The organism is Brachybacterium sp. GCM10030268 (assembly GCF_042666305.1).
Classification (GTDB): Bacteria; Actinomycetota; Actinomycetes; order Actinomycetales; family Dermabacteraceae; genus Brachybacterium.
This window is the reverse complement of the sequence record NZ_JBHTCW010000008.1, coordinates 107,238-128,193: the sequence shown is the minus strand read 5'-3', so window position 1 is coordinate 128,193 and position 20,956 is coordinate 107,238. Positions and strand designations below refer to the sequence as shown.

The window sequence follows — 20,956 nt, the reverse complement described above, 5'->3', positions numbered from 1 at the left end:
CGGCCGCGGCGGACACCGGGGTCACGGTCCGGTAACCCGACGCCGTGGGAATGACTCGTCATCGCCGCCGCCTGCACAGTGGGCGGTGGACGTCAGGGGCGGGCTCAGGGCCGGGGAGGGCGCGCGCCGGGGCGCAGAGTGCACGGAGGGAGACCGAGGGGTCCGAATATGTCGCGAGGGCCGGAACGGCCTCGCCATATGTCGCGAGGGCCGGAACGGCCTCACCCGCTCCGGTCGCTCCACTCCGCTCTCGCGGCACCGTACCGGCCGACGGGACGCTCGAGGGTGGCACCGTCGATCCGCAGCGGCGGCGGGACGGCGTCGAGGACGCCCTCGGCCGACGGGACCCTCACCCGCGGCACGTCGAGCGCGGCCGGCTCCCGGGGCGGCGGCGGGGTCGCGGCGAGCAGCGTGCGGGCGGCGCCGAGCAGGCTCACGCGCACCGTGTGGGCGCGTGCCCGGGCGAGCGCCTCGAGCACGTGGGCGGCCATGAGGTGCCCGCTGCTGTGGTCCAGGGCCTGGACAGGAAGCGCCCCGGGCCGGTCCGGCGAGCCGCAGGCGGCCGCGATCCCGGTGGCCGCCTGGACGATGGAGTCGAACCCGGCTCGCGAGCCCCAGGGACCGGCCTCGCCCCAGGCGGAGAGGGTGACGATGACGGCCTGTGGGGCGAGCTGCTCGAGGGCTTCGTCGCCGAGTCCGAATCGGTCGAGAGCGCCGGGGCGGTACCCGCTGAGGATCACGTCCGCCGACGAGGCCAGGGCGCGCACCCGATCCGCCTCGCGACGGAGATCGATCTCGACGGACCGCTTGCCCATCCCGGTGGAGAGGTACTGGTCGAGGATCTCCGGACGCTGCGGCGGGTCCACGCGGAGCACGTCGGCCCCGAGGCAGGCCAGGAGCTGCGAGCAGGTGGGGCCGGCGATCACGCGGGTCAGATCGAGGACCCGGATCCCGCGGAGCAGTTCCCGCGGGGCGGCGGTGCGGGACAGCACGGGCCGGTCCCCGCGGTCGTGCCTCTCGGACCACGGCGCCGAGGCCGTGGCCAGACTGTGCGGATGCCGCGCCCAGTCCGCCCGGGACCGCACGGCGACCGAGATCCCCCCGGCCGCGCAGACAGCCTCCTCCAGTTCCTCCGCGCCGAGTCGACGCGCCGTGCGGTCGAGCTGGGCGCGATCCGAGACGGAGAGCGCTGAGCGGATGGCAGCCGCGTGATGCGGGTAGTTCCCGTGCAGCCGCACCCAGCCGTCACGGGCGGCGACAAGTCCGGACAGCTCTGCCCAGGCCTCGGGTGCACGGCCGTCGACGCGCAGATTCTCGAAGGACGCGAACGACGCGGCGACCAGTGCGGGCGTGGTGTCGACAGTGACATCCAGGCCGCGGGTGATGGCGACCTCCTGCGCCGCGTCCCGTACCCGGGCGACGGCCGTCCAGGCGAGATGCTCGACGTCGAAGGGGCCGCTCCACCATCGCCGTGGCACGAACTCCATGCCGTGAGGATAGTCCGTGGCCCCGACGCCTGTGGTCCGACGGCGGGCTCTCGTCGGGGGCGAACGCAACGATGCCCCTCGACCACATGGGTCGAGGGGCATCGTGTGCGCGGATCCGGCGGCGAGGTCGCGAATCAGCAGCGCGGGATGATCAGCGCTTGGAGTACTGCGGCGCCTTGCGGGCCTTCTTCAGTCCGGCCTTCTTGCGCTCGATGATGCGAGCATCGCGCTTGAGGAAGCCGGCCTTCTTCAGGGTCGGGCGGTTGTGCTCGGCGTCGATCTCGTTCAGCGCACGGGCCACGCCGAGGCGCACGGCCCCGGCCTGACCGGAGGGGCCGCCGCCGGTGAGGCGGACGACGACGTCGAAGCGGCCCTGGAGGTCGAGGACCGTGAACGGGTCGTTGACCTCCTGCTGGTGCAGCTTGTTCGGGAAGTAGTTCTCCAGGCTGCGGCCGTTGATGGTCCACTGGCCGGAGCCGGGGATCAGACGGACGCGGGCGACGGCCTGCTTGCGGCGACCGGTGCCGTAGCCCGGGGCGGTGGCGGACTGGCCGCTGCCGACCGGGGCTTCGCCGGTGGATTCGGTGGTGAAGGACGACGGGACGTTCTCGTCCGTCTCCTCGGTCACGGCCTCGAGGGACTCGGGGGTGGTCTCAGTCACGGTTCTCCTTGGTTCTTCCGTGCGGCAGGGCGGAGTGGCGGGAGCCCCCGCTTACTGCGCCACCTGGTCGATGGTGAAGGGGACGGGCTGCTGAGCGCTGTGAGGATGCTCCGAACCCGAGTAGATCTTGAGCTTCTTGAGCTGCTGCTCGGCGAGCTTGTTCTTGGGGAGCATGCCGCGCACGGCCTTCTCCACCGCCCGCTCAGGGCGGTTCTCGAGCAGCTCGGAGTAGGGGATGCCGCGGAGACCGCCGGGGTAGCCGGAGTGGCGGTAGGCCAGCTTCGCCTCCCGCTTGTTGCCGGTCAGCGCGACCTTGTCAGCGTTGATGATGATCACGAAGTCGCCCGCATCCATGTGGGGTGCGAAGACCGGCTTGTGCTTTCCCCGGAGGAGCTGTGCAGCCTGGGAAGCGAGCCGGCCGAGGACGACATCCGTTGCGTCGATGACGTACCAGGAACGCTCGACATCGTCGGGCTTCGGGGTGAACGTACGCACTCGTGCCTTCTTCTCTCGTCATGGTGCCCAGGCGGCGGGACGCCGTCCAGGCACGGTTCGATGGACCGTGGGCACGCTTCCTTCGGGTAAAAGCATGGCCCTGTCGCTGCGCCCGTCCCGCTCCGCTCACGAGGCGACGGCGGTCCTGGATGTGTGTGAGATGCCCTTATCGCGCCGGGCGTGAGATATCGGCTGCGGAGTCGGGCACACATCGAGGCACAACGACCGCCAACAATACTGCGAACCAGCTGGCAGCGTCAACGCACAGAGGGCTGGTCCGGGGTGTGATCTCCGGCTCCGTCACGCATCCGGGCTGCGCCGGCGGAAGTGCCCCGGCGGGCGCGCGCGAGAGCCGCTCGAGCCGCCAGTTCCTCATCGGGCGGGTACGCGACGTGGTCGAGGGTCAGGCCCTGCGGCGGGCACATCGGCGCCGACCCGGCGCCGTCCCGTCGGGCGGCCTCCCGGGTGCGCGCGGAGAGCACCCGCGAGGGCCACTCCGCGTCCCGTCGGCCCTCCCCCACGCCGATCAGCGCACCGACCAGCGAGCGCACCATGTGGTGGCAGAAGGCGTCGGCGACGACGGTCGCCACGACCAGGCCCTCGTCGGCCCGGCCGATGTCGGGACGCTCCCAGTGGAACTCCCGCAGGGTGCGGATGGTGGTGGCGCCCTCCCGGGGACGGCAGAAGGAGAGGAAGTCGTGCTCGCCCAGCAGCGGCCGGCTCGCCTCGGTCATGGCGTCGATGTCGAGCCGGCGGCGGTGGCGCAGCACGTCGCGACGCAGCGGGTCGTGGACGGCGGGACCGTCGGAGATGCGGTAGCGATAGCGGCGCCACAGCGCGCCGAACCGGGCATCGAAGTCGGAGGGGACCTCGCGGGCGACGTGGACGACGACGTCGGGCGGCAGCACCCCGGCCAGCCGTGTCACGAGAGAGTCTGCGGGGCTGCGATCGGAGCGGCCGGGCATGGTCGCCAGGACCGTGTCGGGCACGTCGAGATGGCAGACCTGGCCGCGGGCGTGCACGCCCGCGTCGGTGCGGCCGGCGACGGTGACCCGCAGCTCGCGGCGAGCGATCTGGGCCAGAGCCGCCTCGAGCTCGCCCTGGACGGTGCGACGGCCGGGCTGGGCGGCCCAGCCGTGGAAATCGGTGCCGTCGTAGGAGAGGTCCAGCCGCAGCCGGGTGGTCGGTTCCTCCGGCGTCGCGGCGCGGGTCGGTTCCGGGATCGCGGCGGGCATGGAGCCGATCGTAACGGCGCGATGCCCGAGGGCGGGCACCGGAGCCCCGGGAGGGCGGCGGGTCTCACCCAGCCATGTCGCAGTGCGGGCACGGGCCCGGGCGCAGGCCCCGCTGGGTACCCTGACCCGCGTGAAGATCCTCGTCATCGGCTCCGGAGGCCGCGAGCACGCGATCATCCGTCGCCTCGCCGCCGACCGCCCCGCCCCCGAGCTGCACGCCGCCCCCGGCAACCCCGGGATCGGCCGGCTCGCCACCTGCCACGACGTCGCCGTCGGCGATCTCGAGGCCCAGGTGGAGCTGGCCCGCACCCTGGACCCGGACCTGGTGGTGATCGGCCCCGAGGCCCCGCTGGTCGCCGGTGCCGCCGATCAGCTGCGCGAGGCCGGCTTCACGGTCTTCGGCCCGTCGGCCGCGGCCGCCCGCCTGGAGGGCTCGAAGTCCTGGGCGAAGGAGATCATGGCCGCCGCGGGCGTGCCCACCGCCGCCTCCGTGACGGTCACCGCGATCGACCAGCTCGAGGCCGGCTTCGACCGGACCAACCCGCTCGGCGACCTGCCCTACGTGGTCAAGGCCGACGGGCTCGCCGCAGGCAAGGGCGTCGTGGTCACCCGTGATCGCTCGGAGGCGACGGCACACGGCCGGAGCGTTCTCGACGCCGGCGGCACCGTGGTCCTCGAGGAGTACCTCGAGGGCCCCGAGGTCTCCCTGTTCTGCCTCAGCGACGGCACCGACGTGGTGGCGCTGGCTCCCGCCCAGGACTTCAAGCGGGCCCTGGACGGTGACGAGGGACCGAACACGGGCGGCATGGGCGCCTACTCCCCGCTCCCGTGGGCTCCCGAGGGACTTGCCGACGAGGTCGTGCGCACCGTCGCCCGCCCCACCATCGACGAGCTCGCCTCCCGCGGGATCCCGTTCGTCGGCGTGCTCTACTGCGGCCTCGCGCTCACCCCGCTGGGCGTGCGCGTGGTCGAGTTCAACGCCCGTTTCGGGGACCCCGAGACCCAGGTGGTCCTCGAACGTCTCGCCTCTCCCCTGGCCCCGCTGCTGCTGTCCGCCGCACGCGGCGAGCTGGCCGGCGCGGACCCGCTGCAGTGGCGCGAGGACGCAGCGGTCACCGTGGTGGTCGCCTCCGCCGGGTACCCCGCGGCGGCGCGCACCGGTGACGTGATCAGCGGGATCGAGGACGCCGAACGAGCGGGGGCCCACGTGATCCACGCCGGCACCGCCCTCGGCGAGGACGGCCGCCTGGTCAGCGCCGGCGGGCGCGTGCTGACCGTCGTCGGCACCGGCGCGGACCTCACCGCGGCCCGCGAGGTCGCGCTCGCGGGCGCCGAGGCGATCGAGCTCGAGGGCGCGTACCACCGCACCGACATCGCCCGCGACGCGGCCGAGGCGCAGGGACCCGCCGCGTGAGCGCCGCCTCGTCCGCCCCGCTGCTCGAGGCTCCGCCGCTGGAGGGCTGGGACCACGCCTTCAGCGGCAAGGTCCGCGAGCTGTACGTGCCCGCGGGCACCGATCCGGCGCGCGCCACCGAAGTGCTGGTGGTCGCCACCGACCGGATCAGTGCCTACGACCACTCGCTGCAGCCCGGCATCCCCGACAAGGGTCGCCTGCTCACCGGGATCAGCATGTTCTGGTTCGAGCAGCTGGCCGACCTCGTCCCCCACCATGTGCTCTCCGCGGCGGAGGTCCCCGAGCCCGTGGCCGGGCGGGCGCTGCGGTGCCGCGGCCTGGACATGGTGCCGCTGGAGTGCGTGGCCCGTGGCTACCTCACCGGCTCCGGGCTGGCGGACTACCGGGCCGGCGGATCCGTCGGCGGGCACGTGCTGCCGACCGGCCTGGTCGAGGCCTCGCGACTGGATCCGGCGATCTTCACCCCCTCGACGAAGGCCGAGGCCGGGGAGCACGACGAGAACATCACCGTCGCCCAGGCGCGCGACCTGCTGGGGGCCGAGCTCGTCGATCAGCTGGAGACGCTGACCCTGGCGATCTACGAGCGGGCCCGCGACATCGCCGGCGAGCGCGGCATCCTGCTGGCCGATACCAAGCTCGAGTTCGGCCGCTCCCGCCACGACGGCACCCTCATGCTCGGCGATGAGGTCCTCACGCCCGACTCCAGCCGCTTCTGGGCGGCCGCCGACTACGCCGAAGGCCGCCCGCAGCCGAGCCTGGACAAGCAGTTCGTGCGGGACTGGCTCACCTCGCCCGCCTCCGGCTGGCATCGCGGCACCAGCACGCCGCCCCCGGAGCTGCCCGCCCAGGTCGTCGAGCAGACCCGGGCACGCTACGTGGAGGCCTACGAGAGACTCACCGGCCGGACGTTCTGAGGGTCAGTCCTCGACCAGCGGGACGAACCGGAAGCCGCCGTGCTCGGTGTCCAGCACGTCCTTCCCGCGCTTCTCGAGGCGATGCATCGTCGTTCGCACCGGGATCACCATCACGCCGTGATCGGCCAGCTGCTCGAGCAAGGCCGGTGGGACCTCCTGCGCCTCGGCGGAGACCAGGATGCGATCGAACGGACCGTCCTCCGGTGCGCCGAGCACGCCGGGGAGGGCCGGGCGGATCTCCGCCTGGCCCTCCGGGGCCGCCTCGGCGAGGGCGCGCCGGGCCGGTTCGATGAGACCCTCCTGGCGCTCGACCCCGATCACGCGCCCCTCGCCGCCGACCAGGTGCGCGAGCAGCGCCGTGGTCCAGCCCGACCCGGCACCGAGGTCGAGCACGCGGTGACCGGGACGCACATCGAGCAGCCGTAGCATGGCCGCCACCGTGTAGGGCTGGGAGTTCGTCTGGCCGTGGCCGATCGGCAGCGGCGCGTCCTGACCGGCGAACCCGCGCAGCTCCTCGGGGAGGAAGGGGACGCGCGGCACGGCCTCGAACGCCTCGTCCACGCGGTCCCGTCGACCGCCGGTATCTGCTGGATCCAGGTCCCCCGTGCCGTCCATCGCCTCCGCGCCGTCCGTGCCGGTGTCGTCGTCGGGTGTCATGACGTTCCCTCCTGATGGATACGGATCACGCGAGCGCCCTCAGCTCGCGGGAACCTCGACCGCACCGTCCTCGGGCCAGTCGCGCACCTCGGTGCCCTCGGGCGCGAGGTTCGAGGACTGGCGCAGGTAGATGGGCCGGCCGACGTCGCTGGCCACGGCGTCGTGGACAGGCAGCGCGAGCCGGGGGCGCACGGCGCGCAGGAAATCGATGGTCTCGGCCATCTTCGACCACGGCGCGACGACCGCGAAGGCCAGCGCGTCGATGCCGTGGAACTCCTGGACAGGCTCCAGGGAGTCGCCGGTGATGCCCAGACGCGGCTCGCCGTCGGCGGTGAGCACGAGACCGGTGTTGCCCACCCGCGGGATGTCGGGGTGGATGATCGCGTGATCGCCGCCGACGGCCTGGACGCGCAGCGAGGCGTGATCACCGACGGGCCCGAACTCGTGCGCGGTACCGGCGCTCAGCGCCAGCACCTTCTCCGCCTCGACCGCCGGGGCGTCCTCGGCGGGTTCGGCGAGCTGCTGCGCGGTCGCGGGCTCGGCGATCACGATCGCCTCGGAGGCGTGGGAGAGGACCTCCGCGAGCAGTCGGCGGTCGACATGGTCGGGGTGCTGGTGGGTGATGGCGACCGCGTCGATCCTCGACAGCAGGTCGGCCTCCAGCCCGCGGACGGCCTCGCCGCTGAAGCCGCCCGGATCGACCAGCACCGTGCGTCCCGCGACGTCGATGAGCAGGCACGAGTGGACGAGGTGACGGATCTTCATCGCTGCCTCCCGGCATCAGGGTCCTCGGACCCCTCGAATCTAACGCCGCACGCGGGCCGTGCACAGGGGCCGGGTGAGATCGCGGCGCTCCCGTCGGGCCGACGGCGGACCCGTTCGACCGGGCCCGGGGCATCGGCCGCGCGGGTCCCTCAGCCGCGCGCTCCCTCCTCGGAGCGGTCCAGGAGGCCCTCGTCCTCCCGGATGGCGGCGAGGGCGATGTCGCGGTAGCCGACCTCCTCGAAGAACACGGTCAGACGGTCCGGTTCCGCGGCCATCACCGTGCCCCTGCCGAACTCCCGATGGACCACGGCGGTCTCGGCCGGGAAATCGTCCGGCCGCTGCGCCTGTTCCTCCTGAAGCTCCTCGGCACCCGTGCTCTCGCAGACGTCGCACGCGCCGCAGTACGCCTCGGCGTCCTCCCCGAAGTAGGTCAGCAGCGCGCGGCGCCGGCAGGAGGTGGTCTCGGCGTAGGCGCGGATGCGTTCGATTCGGGAGTCGTCGATCGCCTCGCGGGTCTCCGCCTGGTCCGAGGCGGCCCGCTCGGCCTCATCCGCGCTGATCCCGCTGCGGGCGCGGAGCCCGTCCCGGCGCACGGTGATGGTGCCGCTGTGCTCGAGCAGGTTCGTGACGCGCTTCTGGGCGCGTGCGGACAGGCCGGTGTGCTCGCGCAGCGCGGCGGGCCGGATCGGACCGTGCTCCGCGATCGCGGCGAAGACGGTGCGCACGTCCTCGGAGGCGGGGGCGCCGCCGGCGAAGTAGCGCTGCATCCCGAGGTCCTCGGGGCGGTAGTGCAGGTGGATGGTGGCGGGCTCGCCGTCGCGCCCGGCGCGACCGATCTCCTGGTAGTAGCTGTCCAGCGAGCCGGGGACCTGGGCATGGACCACGTATCGGACGTCGGGCTTGTCGATGCCCATCCCGAAGGCGGACGTCGCCACCACCACGTCGAGCTCTCCGGCGAGAAACTGCTCGTGGATCGCGTCACGGTCCCGGGCGCGGCGGCCGGCGTGATACGCCGCGGTGGTCAGACCACGCTCGGCGAGCTCGGCGGCGCAGGTTTCGGTGTCCCGGCGGGTGCCGGTGTACACCAGGCCGGTCCCCGGCAGCGAGGCGACCTGCTCGAGCACCGCCTGGTGCTGCTCGTCGGGGTCGCTGTGATGGGTCGCGGCGAGGTGCAGGTTGGGGCGGTCGAAGCTCTGGACCACCTCGACCGGATCGTCCATGCCGAGCCGGTCGATGATGTCGGCCCGCGTATCCGGGGACGCGGTCGCAGTCAGCGCGACCACGGCCGGATGGCCGAGGCGGCGGATCGTCTCCCCGAGGGCGAGGTAGTCGGGCCGGAAGTCATGGCCCCACGCCGAGACGCAGTGCGCCTCGTCCACGGCGATCAGGGAGACCTCGGCGCCGGCCAGGCGCTCGATCGTGTCCTCCCGGGCGAGCTGCTCCGGGGCGAGGAAGAGGAAGGTGGCCGTGCCGTCGGCCAGCGCGTCCCACGCTGCTCGGACCCTTGAGACCGGCAGCGAGGAGTTCACGGCGACCGCTCGGCCCGGACCGAGCTCGGCCTCGAGGCCCTCGACCTGGTCGGCCTGCAGGGCGACCAGCGGCGAGATGACCAGGGCAGTGCCCTGCCGCATCACGGCCGGCACCTGGTAGATCGCCGACTTCCCGTGCCCGCTCGGCATCACGGCCAGCACGTCCCGGCCCTCGGCCACGGCCGTCATCGCCTCGTCCTGGCCCTCGCGCAGCTCTTCCAGGCCGAACACGTCCCGGGCCGTGCTCCGCACCGACGTCTCGGACTCCTGCATCGTCTCCCCCGTCGTCGTTGTGGCCATCTCGCCCTCTCCGCTCCGCGCCACCGCGGCCATTGTTCACCTCTCCGCGCATCGGGCACCGGACGCTCGGTAGGTCCCACCCGGCTACGATGGAGACGATGGGGCCGGATGCCAGCTGCCTGCCGGCATCGCCGCCCCGTCCCGGTGCATGCACTGCGGACGGGAGGGCCCCGGTCCCCCGCTCCGCCCGCCGTCCGGCGGCCGCCGTCCCCAGGAGAATGCCGATGCCACGCGTCGTGGTCCATGTCATGCCGAAGCCGGAGATCCTCGACCCGCAGGGCAAGGCCGTCGCCGCCGCCCTGCCGCGGCTGGGCTTCACGTCCATCAGCTCGGTGCGCCAGGGCAAGCGGTTCGAGCTCGAGGTCGACGGCGAGGTCACCGATGAGGTGCTCGCCTCCCTCCGCGAGGCGGCCACCACCTTGCTGTCCAATCCCGTGATCGAGGACGTCGTCGCCCTCGAGGTCGAGGACGACCGGACCGCCGCGGAGGCTCAGGCCTGATGCGCGTCGGTGTGGTGACCTTCCCGGGCACGCTGGATGATCGCGATGCCCTGCGGGCCGTGCGCCTGGCCGGCGGCGAGCCCGTCGCGCTCTGGCACGGCGAGGACTCCCTGCACGAGGTCGACGCCGTCGTGCTGCCCGGGGGCTTCTCCTACGGCGACTATCTGCGCGCCGGGGCGATCAGCCGGTTCTCCCCCGTCATGGAACGTGTCGTGGACGCGGCGCGCGGCGGCATGCCCGTCCTGGGCATCTGCAACGGCTTCCAGGTCCTGTGCGAGGCCCACCTGCTGCCCGGTGCCATGATCAAGAACGCCCACCGCACCTTCCTGTGCCGTGACCAGCCGCTCCGCGTCGAGAACACGCGCACCGCCTGGACCGGCGCCTTCGAGCAGGGCGAGGTGATCCGGATCCCGCTGAAGAACCAGGACGGCCAGTACGTCGCCGACGAGCGCACCCTGGACGAGCTCGAGGCGGAGGGGCGCGTCGTCTTCCGCTACACCGCCGGCGCCACCCACGGCCCGGCCGGTTTCGAGGCCAACCCCAACGGCTCCCGCCACGACATCGCCGGCATCACCAATGCCGCGGGCAACGTCGTGGGCCTGATGCCGCACCCCGAGCACGCCGTCGAGGCCGGCTTCGGGCCCGACGAGCCCGGAGCGGGCACCCGCACCGGCACCGACGGGCTGGGCCTGTTCACCTCGGTGCTGGGCAGCCTCGCCGCCTGAGACCGGGGATGCTCAGGCGCGCGTCGCCGAGAGCACGGTGAAGCGCCGGTCGCGGGCCTGCTGACGCACCGGCCCGACGCGCTGCTCGACCTCCGGCCGATAGCGCAGGTAGGAGTTGTGGACGAACCACAGCTGTCCGCCCGGCCGCAGCACTCGTGCCGCCGCATCCAGCAGCCCGTGCACCAGGGTGGCGTCGATGGCGGTGCCGGCGTGGAATGGCGGGTTCAGCACGACCAGGTCCGCGGTGCCGTCGGCCACCCGGGACAGGGATGCGTCCCAGGTCACCGCGATGCTCTCTCGAGCGAGGCCGTTCGCGGCCAGGGTCGCCCGCGTGGAGGCGACGGCGTCGGCATCGTCGTCGCTGGCCAGCACCCGCGCCGCGGGCAGCGCCGCCGCAAGATAGGCGGTCAGCAGCCCGTTGCCGCTGCCCAGATCGATCGCGCTGATCGTGGTGGCGGCATCGGGTTCCCCGGCTGGGCCCGTCGCTCCCGGCAGGCTGCGGTCCAGGGCCTCGAGCAGCAGTAGGCTGCCGGCATCGGCCGAGGCCCCGCCGAACACTCCTCCGATGCCGCGCACCGCGAGGTCGCGCTCCTGGCCGCGCACCCGGACCCGCGCGATGCCGGTCGCCGTCGCGGCCGGTTCGATGTGCTCGCGGGGAGAGGACGCGACCAGTGCCCGGGACTTCCCCAGGCCTCGTGAGGCGTGGACCTCGGCGAAGACGCGGGCGAGCACCTCGTTCTGGCTGCGGGTCATGTGCTTGACGCGGCCCCCGGCGACCAGCGTGACCTCGCCGGCCCCGGCGAGGTCACGGCAGCGATGCTCGAGGTCGGCCAGAGCCTTCGGCAGTCGCATCAGGGCCAGGTGGGGCCGGGCCGAGACCGCCACGTCGGCGACCGGGATCGGGCGGTCGCCGCCGGGGATCTGGAGACGGCCCGCGGCGATCTCGTCGCGGAACCGGCGGCGGAGGGCGTCGGTCGTCGCGTCCGAGCCGGCCCAGGAGATCACCGGCGCCGAGCCGTCGGCAGCCGCTTCGGCGTGCTCGGCGAGCGCCGCCGCAGTGAGCTCTCCGGTGACGTCGTCGAGGACGAGCACGGGGCCGGGACCGGAGAGCCCCTGCTCGTCGGCCGCCGTCCGCAGGATCACCCGGTCGGTCTGGTCGGGGCCGCCGGAGGCGGCCGGGGCGGGCCGATCAGCGGGAGCAGGCGTGCTCACGTCGGCACGGGATCCGCCGTGGTCGGGGTCGGGATGTGTCATGGGGTGCTCCGTCATGCGGTGGGGCGGCCGGCTCGCCCGCGGGAACGCAGGCGACCGTTCGGCAGCTGTGGGGCCGGGATGGCCGGTGGGGTGTGCGGGGCGAAGGGGCCGAACTGCTCGTCCTCGGCGCCGAGGCCGCCGCGCTCACGGGCGATGCCGGCGATCGGGGCGTCCTCCAGACCGAGCTCGACGCCGATCTCGGCCTGGTAGCGGGCGCGGAACTGCTCGATCTCCTCATGGGTGCGGCCCACGAAGTTCCACCACATGATGATGTCCTCCCCCAGCGGCTCACCGCCGAGCAGCATCACGCGGAGGTCCTCCCCGTCGTCGGCGCGGAGCTCCAGGTGATCGGCGCCGTCGGGCAGCACCGCGAGCTCGCCGCGGCCCGCGTCGAGGGAGCGCGCCCCGGTGCGCAGCAGCGCCCGGCCGCGGTCGACGAGCACGCCGTGCTCGTGGCCGGGCTCGAGGTCGAGGCGCAGGGACGCGCCGGCGCCCAGATCGATCTGCGCCATCGACAGCTCGGTGTCGGTCCTCAGCGGGCTGTGGTCCTCGAGCACGTCGCCGGCCTCGTCCACCGCTCGCAGGCGCCCCATGCCCACCCGTATCCGAGCCGTGTCGGTGGCGCGCGGGGCGGGGGTGTGCATCGCGAACTCGCGGGTGGTGAAGCGGGTGCGTTCGGGCAGGGCGTACCAGAGCTGGACGCCGTGCAGGACGGTGGTGTCGTTGGTGGAGAACTCCGAGTGGGTGATGCCCGCTCCGGCGGCCATCATGTCGACGTCGCCGGGGCGCACCAGGGCGTGGCTGCCGATCGAGTCCCGATGCGTGATCGCGCCCTCGAACAGCCACGACACGGTCGCCAGCCCCGTATGCGGATGCCGCGCCACCTGCATGCCGCCGCCGGTGGAGACGTCGTCGGGCCCGAAGTGGTCGGCGAAGCACCATGCGCCGATCAGCGAGGTCTCCTTCGCGGGCAGGGTGCGGTGCACGCTCATCCCCCGCGGCCCGCCCAGGGGGACCTCCCGTGGGCTGAGCAGGAGGAAGTCGGTCAGCGGGCTCATGGGTCGAGTCTAGGCGGGCGGAGCCCGAACAGAGCCCGGCCCGATCCAGTCCCCTGACGGTGCTCCCCGTGCCGGGGTCCGTACGCTGAGGCCATGACTCTCCCCGTCCTCGTCGACTGCGACACCGGGATCGACGACGCGATCGCCCTGACCTACCTCGCCGGCCATCCCGACGTCCGGATCGCGGGGGTCGTCTCGAGCGCCGGCAACGTCGAGGTCGCGGCCGTCCACCGCAACAACCTGGTCCTGGCCGAGCTGCTCGGCATCGACGCCCCGGTCTCCCGTGGGGCGGCCGCCCCGCTGACCGCCGACCTGATGACGGCCGACGACACCCACGGCCCCCAGGGACTCGGCCATGCGCATCTGCCGGAGCCGACGACCAGCGGCGACCCGCGCGAGGGCGCGCAGCTGTGGGTCGAGACGGCGCGGGCGCATCCGGGCGAGCTCGTCGGCCTGGTGCTCGGCCCGCACACGAACCTCGCCCTCGCCCTGGAACTGGACCCGGAGCTGCCCCGTCTGCTGCGGAGGCTGCACATCATGGGCGGGGCCATCAATCATCGCGGCAATACCGGCCCGACCAGCGAGTGGAACATCGCCGTGGATCCCGAGGCCGCACAGCAGGTGCTCGCGGCGTTCACCGGCGCCCCGCAGCGGCCGGTGCTGGGCTCCCTCGAGGCCACGGAGACGGTCCGTTTCACCTCCGCGACCCTCAGCCGGCTCCAGGGGACCGCCGACCGCACCGGTCACCCGGTGGCCACGATCCTGGTCGACGCGCTGCGCTGGTACTTCGAGTTCCATCAGGCCGACGGGTTCGGCTGGATAGCGCACGTCCACGACCCGCTGGTGGCCGCTCATGCGGCCACCGGTGATTTCGCGCGCACGAGACCGCTGGCGGTGGATGTGGAGCTGACCGGCATGCTGACCAGGGGACAGACCGTCGGCGACGAGCTGGGCCGGTGGGGACGCACACCGAACGTGGACGTGCTGACGGACGTGCGTCCCGAGGAGTTCATCGACCACCTGCTCCACGTGCTGCAGGAGGCTCTGAGCGGCGGGAGCCGGTCGCTCTGAGCGGCGGGGACGGAACGCTCAGCCCAGCGTCGTGACCTCCACTTCGAAGCAGCGGCGCGGCCCCTTCCCCGAGGACGCCGCGCGCCAGCCCACGCAGCGGACCGAGCCGCTCTCGTCGTGATCCTCGTAGGCCACCAGCACGGTGCCCGGCAGCGTGACGGGCGCGTCGAAGGAGACGTCCCAGCGCAGCGGACGGGAGAGGTCCACGCGTGACTCGGTGAAGGCACGCGAGGCGGTGTACATCCCGTGCGCGATCGCCCGCGGGAAGCCGAACGCCCGGGCGCTGAGGGCCGAGAGATGGATCGGGTTGACGTCACCGGAGACCGCGGCGTAGCGGCGACCGGTGTCCGCCGGCAGCCGCCAGCGCCCGGTCGGCCGCGGCGGCTCGAAGTCCCGGCGCGCGGTGGGTTCGCCGGAGCTCCCGCCGCCCTGGTCGCGGTCGCCGTCCGCGGCGCCGTCGCCCTTGGCCAGGTACGTCGAGACGTCCGTGGCGATGATCTCGCCGTCCTGGCCGAGGATGGTGGAGACGGCCTCGAAGGTCCGGCCCTTGCGGTGGGGCCGCAGGTCCCTGACCCGGCACTCGACGTCCACCAGCTCCCCGACCCGCACCGGGCGGTGCTGGAGGACCTGGTTGCGCAGATGGACCAGGCCCAGCAGCGCGAAGGGGAAGTCGCGCCGGGCCATCAGGGCGAGGGAGACCGGGAAGGCGAGGACGTGCAGCACGCCGGGGTGGACGAGATCCGTGGCCGGCCCGCCCAGAAGATGGTCGAAGTCGCGGGCGCGCTCGGCGTCCAGTCGCACGCCGCGCACCCGGTAGGTGACCTCGGGGAGAGCCGCAGGGGCGGCCGCGCCCGCCGCGCCCCTCGAGCTCCGGGGGCTCCGCGGGCCTCGCGCGCGGCCGCGGTTCGAGCGAGGATCCAGCGCGGCGGCGTACACGGCGGGGAACGAGGGGACGTCGGCGAGGTCCTTGACCCGCTCGCGGGAGGGCTCGGACGAGGCGGAGGTCATAGCGCTCACCTCCCCACCAGGTTCTGTCCGCACACCCGCAGCGTCTCGCCGCGGAGGCCCCCGGCCTCGGCGGAGGACAGGAACGAGATCGCCTCGGCCACGTCCACCGGCAGGCCGCCCTGCTGCAGGGAGTTCAGACGCCGGGCGACCTCCCGGGAGACCGCCGGCATCCGCGCGGTCATCTCCGTCTCGATGAACCCGGGGGCGACGGCGTTCGCGGTGCCGCCGACGGGCTCCAGGCGGGCGGCGAGCGCCTCGACGAAGGCGATCACGCCGGCCTTGGAGGCCGCATAGTTCGTCTGACCCCGGTTGCCGGCGATTCCGCTGGTCGAGGCCAGCGAGACCACGCGAGGCTGATCGCCGAGCACATCACCGGCCTCGATCAGTGCCTCGGTGAGGGTGATCTGGCTGGCGATGTTCACCGCGAGCACGGGGTCCCACTTCTGCGGGGTCATGTTGGCGAAGAGCTTGTCGCGGGTGATGCCGGCATTCAGCACCACCGCGTCCAGCACCAGGGAGCGCTCGCGCAGGAACGAGATCAGCCGGTCCCCGGCACCGTCGGAGGTGACGTCGAGCTGGATCGGTACGGCGCGGAGCTCATTGGCCAGACGGGAGAGCTCGGTGCCGGCGGCGGGCACGTCCAGGACCACGAGCCGGGCGCCGTCGGCCGCAAGGGTGCGGGCGATGGCCGCGCCGATGCCGCGGGCGGCGCCGGTGACCAGGGCGGTGCGTCCGGCCAGCGGCGCGGCGGCGTCCCCGGTGGCCGAGCCGGCCTCGCTCGAGACGGTGAGGAACTGGCCGGCGACGAAGGCGCTGCGGGCCGAGAGCAGGAACCTCAGGGCGCCCGTCACGCCCGGCGCGTCCAGGCCGACCCCGTCCGCGACCAGGATGCCGTTGGCGGTGGCCCCGCCGCGCATCTCGTGGGCGAGTGAGCGCAGGAACCCTTCGACCCCGCCACGGGCGGCGTCACGGGCCGGGTCCTCACCGCGCGCGGGCCGGGAGATCGTCACCACGCGGGCGCCGGGCGCGAGCGAGCGCATCGCGCCGGCCAGCGGCAGCAGGATCCGGCCGAGGTCCGAGGGGGTGGAGACCTCGTCGAGCACGGCGACCACGGAGCCGACGGTGCGCAGCTCCTCGAAGCGGCGCCGGACATCGGCTCCCCAGGACAGCAGCAGGTGCGCCACGGCGTCGGCGCCCTCCGATTCCCCGAGCACGACGACCGGCCCCAGCACGGGTTCGGGCCGGTCGCCGCGGCGCGGCAGCGGCGCGGGCCGGGGCAGGCCGGCGCGGGAGGCGATGAACCTGCCCGGGCCGGAGCGGACGAAGCGGGTGTAGGCGTCGGTCATGAGTCCTCCAGGAGGCGTGGGGCGCGCTCGGCGGCGCCGGGGCGGGGTCGGTGCGCGGCCGGGCCGGCGCATGACCGGGCCGGCGCGCGGGCGGATCAGGGCGCGACGGACTCCAGCAGCGCGACGGTGCCCTGGCCGGCGGCGGCGCACACCGAGACCAGGCCGCGCTGGACGCGGCCGGTCTCCCGGGCACGCTCGTCGAGAAGCTTCGCCAGGGTCGCCACGATGCGCCCGCCGGTGGCGGCGAAGGGGTGCCCGGCCGCGAGCGAGGAGCCGGCGACGTTGAGCTTGCTGCGGTCGATGGCGCCCAGCGCGCCGCCCCGGTCGAGCCGCTCGCGGCAGAACTCGTCGGACTCCCAGGCCTTCAGGGTCGCCAGCACGGTGGCGGCGAAGGCCTCGTGGATCTCGTAGAAGTCCAGATCCTGCAGGGTCAGGCCGTGGTCGTCGAGCAGCTCCGGCACCGCGTAGACGGGTGCCATCAGCAGCCCTTCCTGACCGTGGACGAAGTCGACCGCCGCGGTGCGGGCATCGACCACGCGGGCCAGCGGCCGCAGGCCGCGCTCGTCGGCCCATTCCCGGCTGCCCATCAGCACGGAGGAGGCGCCGTCGGTCAGGGGCGTCGAGTTCCCGGCCGTCATGGTCGGTTCGGCGACCTGCGGGGACTTCGTCCCGAAGACGGGCTTGAGCGAGGCGAGCTTCTCGAGCGACGAGTCCGGGCGGAGGTTCTGGTCGCGGGCGAGACCGCGGTACCCGGTGACCAGGTCGTCGAAGAAGCCGGCGTCGTAGGCCGCGGCAAGATGCTGATGGGAGGCGAGCGCGAGCTCGTCCTGGGCCTGGCGGTCGATGCCCCACTGAGCAGCGGTCAGAGCCATGTGCTCACCCATCGAGAGCCCGGTACGGGGCTCTCCGTTGCGCGGCGGGACCGGGGCGAGGTCCGCCGGGCGGATCGCACCGAGTGCCTTGAGGCGCTGCACGGCGGTCTTGGCGGAGAACGCGCGGTGCAGGATCCGGCGCAGGCGCGGGGTGACCTCGATCGGGGAATCCGAGGCGGAGTCGACGCCGCAGGCGATGCCGGAGTCGATCTGTCCCAACTGGATCCGGTTGGAGATGTGGACGACCGTCTCCAGGCTGGTCGCGCACGCCTTGGACAGGTCGATCGCCGGGGTGCGGGGATCCAGCGGCGTGCCCAGCGCGCTCTCGCGGGTGAGGTTCAGGTCGCCGGCCAGCTTGAGGACCGCGCCCCCGGCGACCTCGCCGAGCTTCGCGCCCTGCAGGCCGAAGCGCGCCACCAGGCCCTCGAGGGTCGCGGTGAGCAGATCCTGGTTGGAGATGCCAGCGTAGGCGCCGCCGGCGCGGGCGAACGGGATGCGGTTGCCACCGAGGATCAGAGCCTCGCGCGGGAAATCATTCACTGCTGTGCACCTCTTCGTGGGACTCTTCGTCAGAGAACGTCTCGTCGGGTCGTCGGGAGACGCGGAACCAGATTCTGCGGAGAACTTTACCTAGGACCGCCGGTACTTGATACCGTAGGTTCCGTGAACGCGACGACGCAAGCCCCCGTGGACGGACGGTCGGCCCGCTGGGCCCAGCACCGGGAACAGCGCCGCGCCGAGCTGCTCGACGTGGCCCGGCACCTGATCCACGAGCAGGGCCCGGACGTGACCATGGAGGACATCGCCGCGGCCTCCGGCACCTCGAAGTCGATCGTCTACCGCTACTTCGAGGACAAGGCGCACCTGCAACGTGCCCTGGGCCGCAGCATCCTGTCCACCATGCATCGCAAGCTGGTCGCGGAGCTGCGGGCGCTCGAGTCCGACGCCGGGCGCAAACCGGACGCCGACGAGCGCATCCGCGCGATGATCCGCGCCTATGTCGAGACCACGCAGCGCTCCCCCGGCGTCTACCGCTTCGTCACCCGCCCCAGCGACGGGCTGAACCACTTCCTGCACGCCGTGGCGCGCCTGGTGACCACGTTCCTGCCCGAGGAGGTCCCCTCCCCGCAGCTGTGGGCCCACGGAGCGGTCGGCTTCGTCGAGGGCGCGGTCGACACCTGGATGACCGAGCTCGAGGAGTACGACAAGCACGGGAACCACGAGCACCACGACAGGCGCGAGAAGCACAGCACGCAGCGGGAGCGCGGCGAGGCCGCCGACGGCGACGCCGCTGTCCCCGCACCCATCACCTCCGACCAGCTCGTCACCTACCTCGTCACCTGGCTCATGAAGGGAATGCACGCATGACCATTCGCACCGAGCACACCGGTCCCGCCCAGCGCACTCCGCACTCCCGCGCGAGCGCTGGCACCACCGCCTCCAGCAGCAGCGATACCGCCACCGGGCCGACGACCGTCCCCACGGGCGCCACCACCGCCGCACCCACCGGCCCCATCCCGGTGCCGCCGGAGGGCTCCGCCCGCCTGGACGTCGAGGCGGTCTCCGAGGCGCTCCTGGGCCGCTGGGCCGAGACCCGCCGCACCGCCCGCGAGCGCGCCGCCCGCCCCGAGCTGCACCGGCCGCTGGACCACACCGTCGCCGAGCATCGCGAGCGGGTCTTCACCCAGCTGCAGAGCCTCGCCGCGGAGAACGTCTCCTGGCCGATGCTCCCCGAGCACCTCGGCGGTCCCAACGACAACGGTGCCAACGTCGCGGCCTTCGAGGAGCTCGTGGTCGCCGACCCCTCCCTGCAGATCAAGGCCGGGGTGCAGTGGGGACTGTTCACCGCCGCGATCGTCCAGCTGGGTGACGAGGAGCAGCAGCGGCGGTGGGTGCCGGATGCGATGGACCTGACCACCCCCGGTGCCTTCGCGATGACGGAGATCGGCCACGGCTCGGACGTGCAGTCCCTGGCCACCACCGCCACCTACGACCCCGCCACCGAGGAATGGGTCATCAACACCCCGTTCCGCGCCGCCTGGAAGGACTTCCTGGGCAACGCCGCGATCCACGCGCGCGCCGCCACCGTGTTCGCACGACTGATCACCCGCGGCGTCGACCACGGCGTCCACTGCTTCTACGTGCCGGTGCGGGACGAGCACGGCCGGCTGCTGCCCGGGGTCTCGAGCGAGGACGACGGCCCCAAGGGCGGTCTGAACGGGATCGACAACGGGCGCCTGGCCTTCGAGGACGTGCGCGTGCCCCGCACCAACCTGCTGAACCGCTACGGGGACGTCGCCCCCGACGGGACCTACAGCTCGCCCATCGAGTCCCCCGGGCGCCGCTTCTTCACCATGCTCGGCACCCTCGTCCAGGGGCGCGTGTCGCTGGACGGGTCCGCGGTGCGCGCCGGCCAGCTCGCCCTGCACATCGCCATCACCTACGCGAGCCAGCGCCGCCAGTTCACCGCGGCCGACCCCACCCAGGACACCGTTCTGCTGGACTACCAGGCGCATCTGCAGCGCCTGCTGCCCAAGCTGGCCTCGACCTACGCGGGCGCCTTCGCCCATGAGCAGCTGCTGCAGGCCTTCGACGACGTCTTCTCCGGACGCACCGAGGAGCCCGAGGCCCGTGAGGACCTCGAGACCCTGGCCGCGGCGCTGAAGCCCACCTCGACGCGTCTCGCCCTGGACACCATCCAGGAGTGCCGCGAGGCCTGCGGCGGTGCCGGCTTCATGGCCGAGAACCAGCTGGTGGGCCTGCACCAGGACCTCGATGTGTACGCCACCTTCGAGGGTGACAACACCGTCCTGCTGCAGCTGGTCGCCAAGCGCCTGCTCAGCGACTACACCTCCGAGCTGCGCAGCGTGGACCGCGCCGGCATCGGCCGCTTCATCGCCAAGCGCGCCGAGGTGCTGGCCAAGCGGCACACTCCCTGGGCACGGCTCGCCCAGGACCTCAGCGACCGCGGCAGCACCCGTCGTGCGTTCGACTCGATGCGATCGCGCGATTTCCAGGAGGAGATGCTCACCGCCCGCGCGCGGGTGAAGGTCGAGGAGGTCGCCCTCGCGCTGCGCCCCGCGGCGAAGATGGATCCCGCCGACGCGGCCGCCGAGGTCAACAAGCACCAGGTGGAGATGCTGGAGGCGGCACGCGCCCACGCCGATCTGGTGCGCTGGCGCGCCTTCACCGCGGGCATCGAAGATCTCGAGGATGAGGGCTCCCGCGCCGTGCTGACGGACGTGCGCGACCTCTACGGCCTCAGCACCATCGAGGACGACCTGGCCTGGTTCCTGCTCAGCGGGATGATCTCCTCCCAGCGCGGACGTCAGATCGGCTCCGATGTGCGGCGGCTGCTGTGGCGGCTGCGCCCGCACGCGCTGGACCTGGTCGCGGCCTTCGACATCCGTCCCGGTCATGTCCGCGCTCCGATCGCCCTCGGCGGGGAGCAGGAGCGCCAGGACGAGGCCGCCGCCTACTACCGCGCCCAGCGGGCCGCCCACGACGCGCCGGTCAGCGAGAAGGCGCTGCGCGATAAGGAGAAGAAGGCCCGGCGCGAGGCGCGCGGCCGCGGCTCGGCTGCGCGCGAACGCTCGTAGACTGGGCGGGCCGCGACGGCTCCCGTGAGGTCGCGCCGGCTCTCCTTGTCCCCGTGATGAACGGAT

The 20,956-nt window shown here is 73.2% G+C and carries 19 protein-coding genes; 7 read left to right on the top strand and 12 right to left on the bottom strand.

Annotated features, from left to right (window positions below; all coding sequences use genetic code 11):
* Positions 1–221 precede the first annotated feature (221 nt).
* From ACFQRD_RS12340 to truA, 4 genes are all read right to left on the bottom strand, one after another.
* Positions 222–1,487, bottom strand: a complete 1,266-nt coding sequence (locus tag ACFQRD_RS12340; RefSeq protein WP_377019934.1) for a CoA transferase — start codon at positions 1,485–1,487, stop codon at positions 222–224.
* Positions 1,488–1,638: 151 nt separating this feature from the next.
* Positions 1,639–2,148 (bottom strand): 30S ribosomal protein S9, encoded by a 510-nt coding sequence (gene rpsI, locus ACFQRD_RS12335; protein ID WP_377019936.1) that lies wholly within the window; start codon positions 2,146–2,148, stop codon positions 1,639–1,641.
* Positions 2,149–2,199: 51 nt separating this feature from the next.
* On the bottom strand, positions 2,200–2,643 hold the full coding sequence (gene rplM / locus ACFQRD_RS12330; RefSeq protein ID WP_377019937.1) for a 50S ribosomal protein L13: 444 nt from the start codon (positions 2,641–2,643) through the stop codon (positions 2,200–2,202).
* Positions 2,644–2,900: 257 nt separating this feature from the next.
* Complete coding sequence (gene truA, locus ACFQRD_RS12325; protein WP_377019938.1) at positions 2,901–3,878, bottom strand: tRNA pseudouridine(38-40) synthase TruA; 978 nt, start codon at positions 3,876–3,878, stop codon at positions 2,901–2,903.
* A gap of 130 nt (positions 3,879–4,008) precedes the next feature.
* Here truA and purD point away from each other — a divergent pair, with 130 nt between their 5' ends.
* Both purD and ACFQRD_RS12315 read left to right on the top strand, forming a co-directional pair.
* A complete protein-coding gene (gene purD / locus ACFQRD_RS12320) occupies positions 4,009–5,292 on the top strand; it encodes a phosphoribosylamine--glycine ligase (RefSeq protein WP_377019939.1) in 1,284 nt (427 codons plus the stop codon).
* The gene (locus ACFQRD_RS12315) at positions 5,289–6,206 is read left to right on the top strand and encodes a phosphoribosylaminoimidazolesuccinocarboxamide synthase (RefSeq protein WP_377019941.1); all 918 of its coding nucleotides are present in this window, start codon (positions 5,289–5,291) and stop codon (positions 6,204–6,206) included. Before purD ends, ACFQRD_RS12315 begins: the two co-directional genes overlap by 4 nt.
* A 3-nt stretch (positions 6,207–6,209) precedes the next feature.
* On the opposite strand, the gene ACFQRD_RS12310 is transcribed toward ACFQRD_RS12315, so the two are convergent.
* From ACFQRD_RS12310 to ACFQRD_RS12300, 3 genes are all read right to left on the bottom strand, one after another.
* On the bottom strand, positions 6,210–6,863 hold the full coding sequence (locus tag ACFQRD_RS12310; protein ID WP_377804376.1) for a protein-L-isoaspartate O-methyltransferase: 654 nt from the start codon (positions 6,861–6,863) through the stop codon (positions 6,210–6,212).
* Positions 6,864–6,902: 39 nt separating this feature from the next.
* Entirely contained in the window at positions 6,903–7,628 is a 726-nt protein-coding gene (locus tag ACFQRD_RS12305) for an MBL fold metallo-hydrolase (RefSeq protein ID WP_377804375.1), read from the bottom strand.
* A gap of 149 nt (positions 7,629–7,777) precedes the next feature.
* Positions 7,778–9,457 carry a RecQ family ATP-dependent DNA helicase gene (locus ACFQRD_RS12300; protein ID WP_377804374.1) on the bottom strand — a complete coding sequence of 560 codons (1,680 nt, stop codon included), beginning with the start codon at positions 9,455–9,457 and terminating at the stop codon, positions 7,778–7,780.
* Positions 9,458–9,681: 224 nt separating this feature from the next.
* Here ACFQRD_RS12300 and purS point away from each other — a divergent pair, with 224 nt between their 5' ends.
* Both purS and purQ read left to right on the top strand, forming a co-directional pair.
* A complete protein-coding gene (gene purS, locus ACFQRD_RS12295) occupies positions 9,682–9,957 on the top strand; it encodes a phosphoribosylformylglycinamidine synthase subunit PurS (RefSeq protein ID WP_377019946.1) in 276 nt (91 codons plus the stop codon).
* Entirely contained in the window at positions 9,957–10,682 is a 726-nt protein-coding gene (gene purQ, locus ACFQRD_RS12290; protein ID WP_377804372.1) for a phosphoribosylformylglycinamidine synthase subunit PurQ, read from the top strand. Before purS ends, purQ begins: the two co-directional genes overlap by 1 nt.
* A 12-nt stretch (positions 10,683–10,694) precedes the next feature.
* Here purQ and ACFQRD_RS12285 read toward each other — a convergent pair whose 3' ends face one another.
* Positions 10,695–11,936 carry a class I SAM-dependent methyltransferase gene (locus tag ACFQRD_RS12285; protein WP_377804370.1) on the bottom strand — a complete coding sequence of 414 codons (1,242 nt, stop codon included), beginning with the start codon at positions 11,934–11,936 and terminating at the stop codon, positions 10,695–10,697.
* Between the two features lie 11 nt (positions 11,937–11,947).
* Positions 11,948–12,994: a pirin family protein gene (locus ACFQRD_RS12280; RefSeq protein ID WP_377019949.1), complete on the bottom strand. Its 1,047-nt coding sequence runs from the start codon at positions 12,992–12,994 to the stop codon at positions 11,948–11,950.
* A gap of 93 nt (positions 12,995–13,087) precedes the next feature.
* On the opposite strand from ACFQRD_RS12280, the gene ACFQRD_RS12275 reads away from it, so the two are divergent.
* Positions 13,088–14,065: a nucleoside hydrolase gene (locus tag ACFQRD_RS12275; RefSeq protein WP_377804368.1), complete on the top strand. Its 978-nt coding sequence runs from the start codon at positions 13,088–13,090 to the stop codon at positions 14,063–14,065.
* 18 nt (positions 14,066–14,083) lie between these two features.
* Here the strand turns inward: ACFQRD_RS12275 and ACFQRD_RS12270 are convergent, their stop codons facing one another.
* The 3 genes from ACFQRD_RS12270 to ACFQRD_RS12260 all read right to left on the bottom strand — a co-directional run bounded on the left by ACFQRD_RS12270 (position 14,084) and on the right by ACFQRD_RS12260 (position 17,831).
* Positions 14,084–15,073, bottom strand: a complete 990-nt coding sequence (locus ACFQRD_RS12270; RefSeq protein ID WP_377804366.1) for a MaoC/PaaZ C-terminal domain-containing protein — start codon at positions 15,071–15,073, stop codon at positions 14,084–14,086.
* A 5-nt stretch (positions 15,074–15,078) separates the two neighbouring features.
* On the bottom strand, positions 15,079–16,419 hold the full coding sequence (locus tag ACFQRD_RS12265) for a 3-oxoacyl-ACP reductase (protein ID WP_377793097.1): 1,341 nt from the start codon (positions 16,417–16,419) through the stop codon (positions 15,079–15,081).
* A gap of 95 nt (positions 16,420–16,514) precedes the next feature.
* Positions 16,515–17,831: an acetyl-CoA C-acetyltransferase gene (locus tag ACFQRD_RS12260; RefSeq protein WP_377019954.1), complete on the bottom strand. Its 1,317-nt coding sequence runs from the start codon at positions 17,829–17,831 to the stop codon at positions 16,515–16,517.
* Positions 17,832–17,954: 123 nt separating this feature from the next.
* Between ACFQRD_RS12260 and ACFQRD_RS12255 the strand changes: the two genes are divergently transcribed.
* Together ACFQRD_RS12255 and ACFQRD_RS12250 are read left to right on the top strand one after the other, a co-directional pair.
* A complete protein-coding gene (locus ACFQRD_RS12255; RefSeq protein WP_377793094.1) occupies positions 17,955–18,659 on the top strand; it encodes a TetR/AcrR family transcriptional regulator in 705 nt (234 codons plus the stop codon).
* Positions 18,656–20,890 (top strand): acyl-CoA dehydrogenase, encoded by a 2,235-nt coding sequence (locus ACFQRD_RS12250; RefSeq protein WP_377793093.1) that lies wholly within the window; start codon positions 18,656–18,658, stop codon positions 20,888–20,890. Before ACFQRD_RS12255 ends, ACFQRD_RS12250 begins: the two co-directional genes overlap by 4 nt.
* Positions 20,891–20,956: the final 66 nt, after the last annotated feature.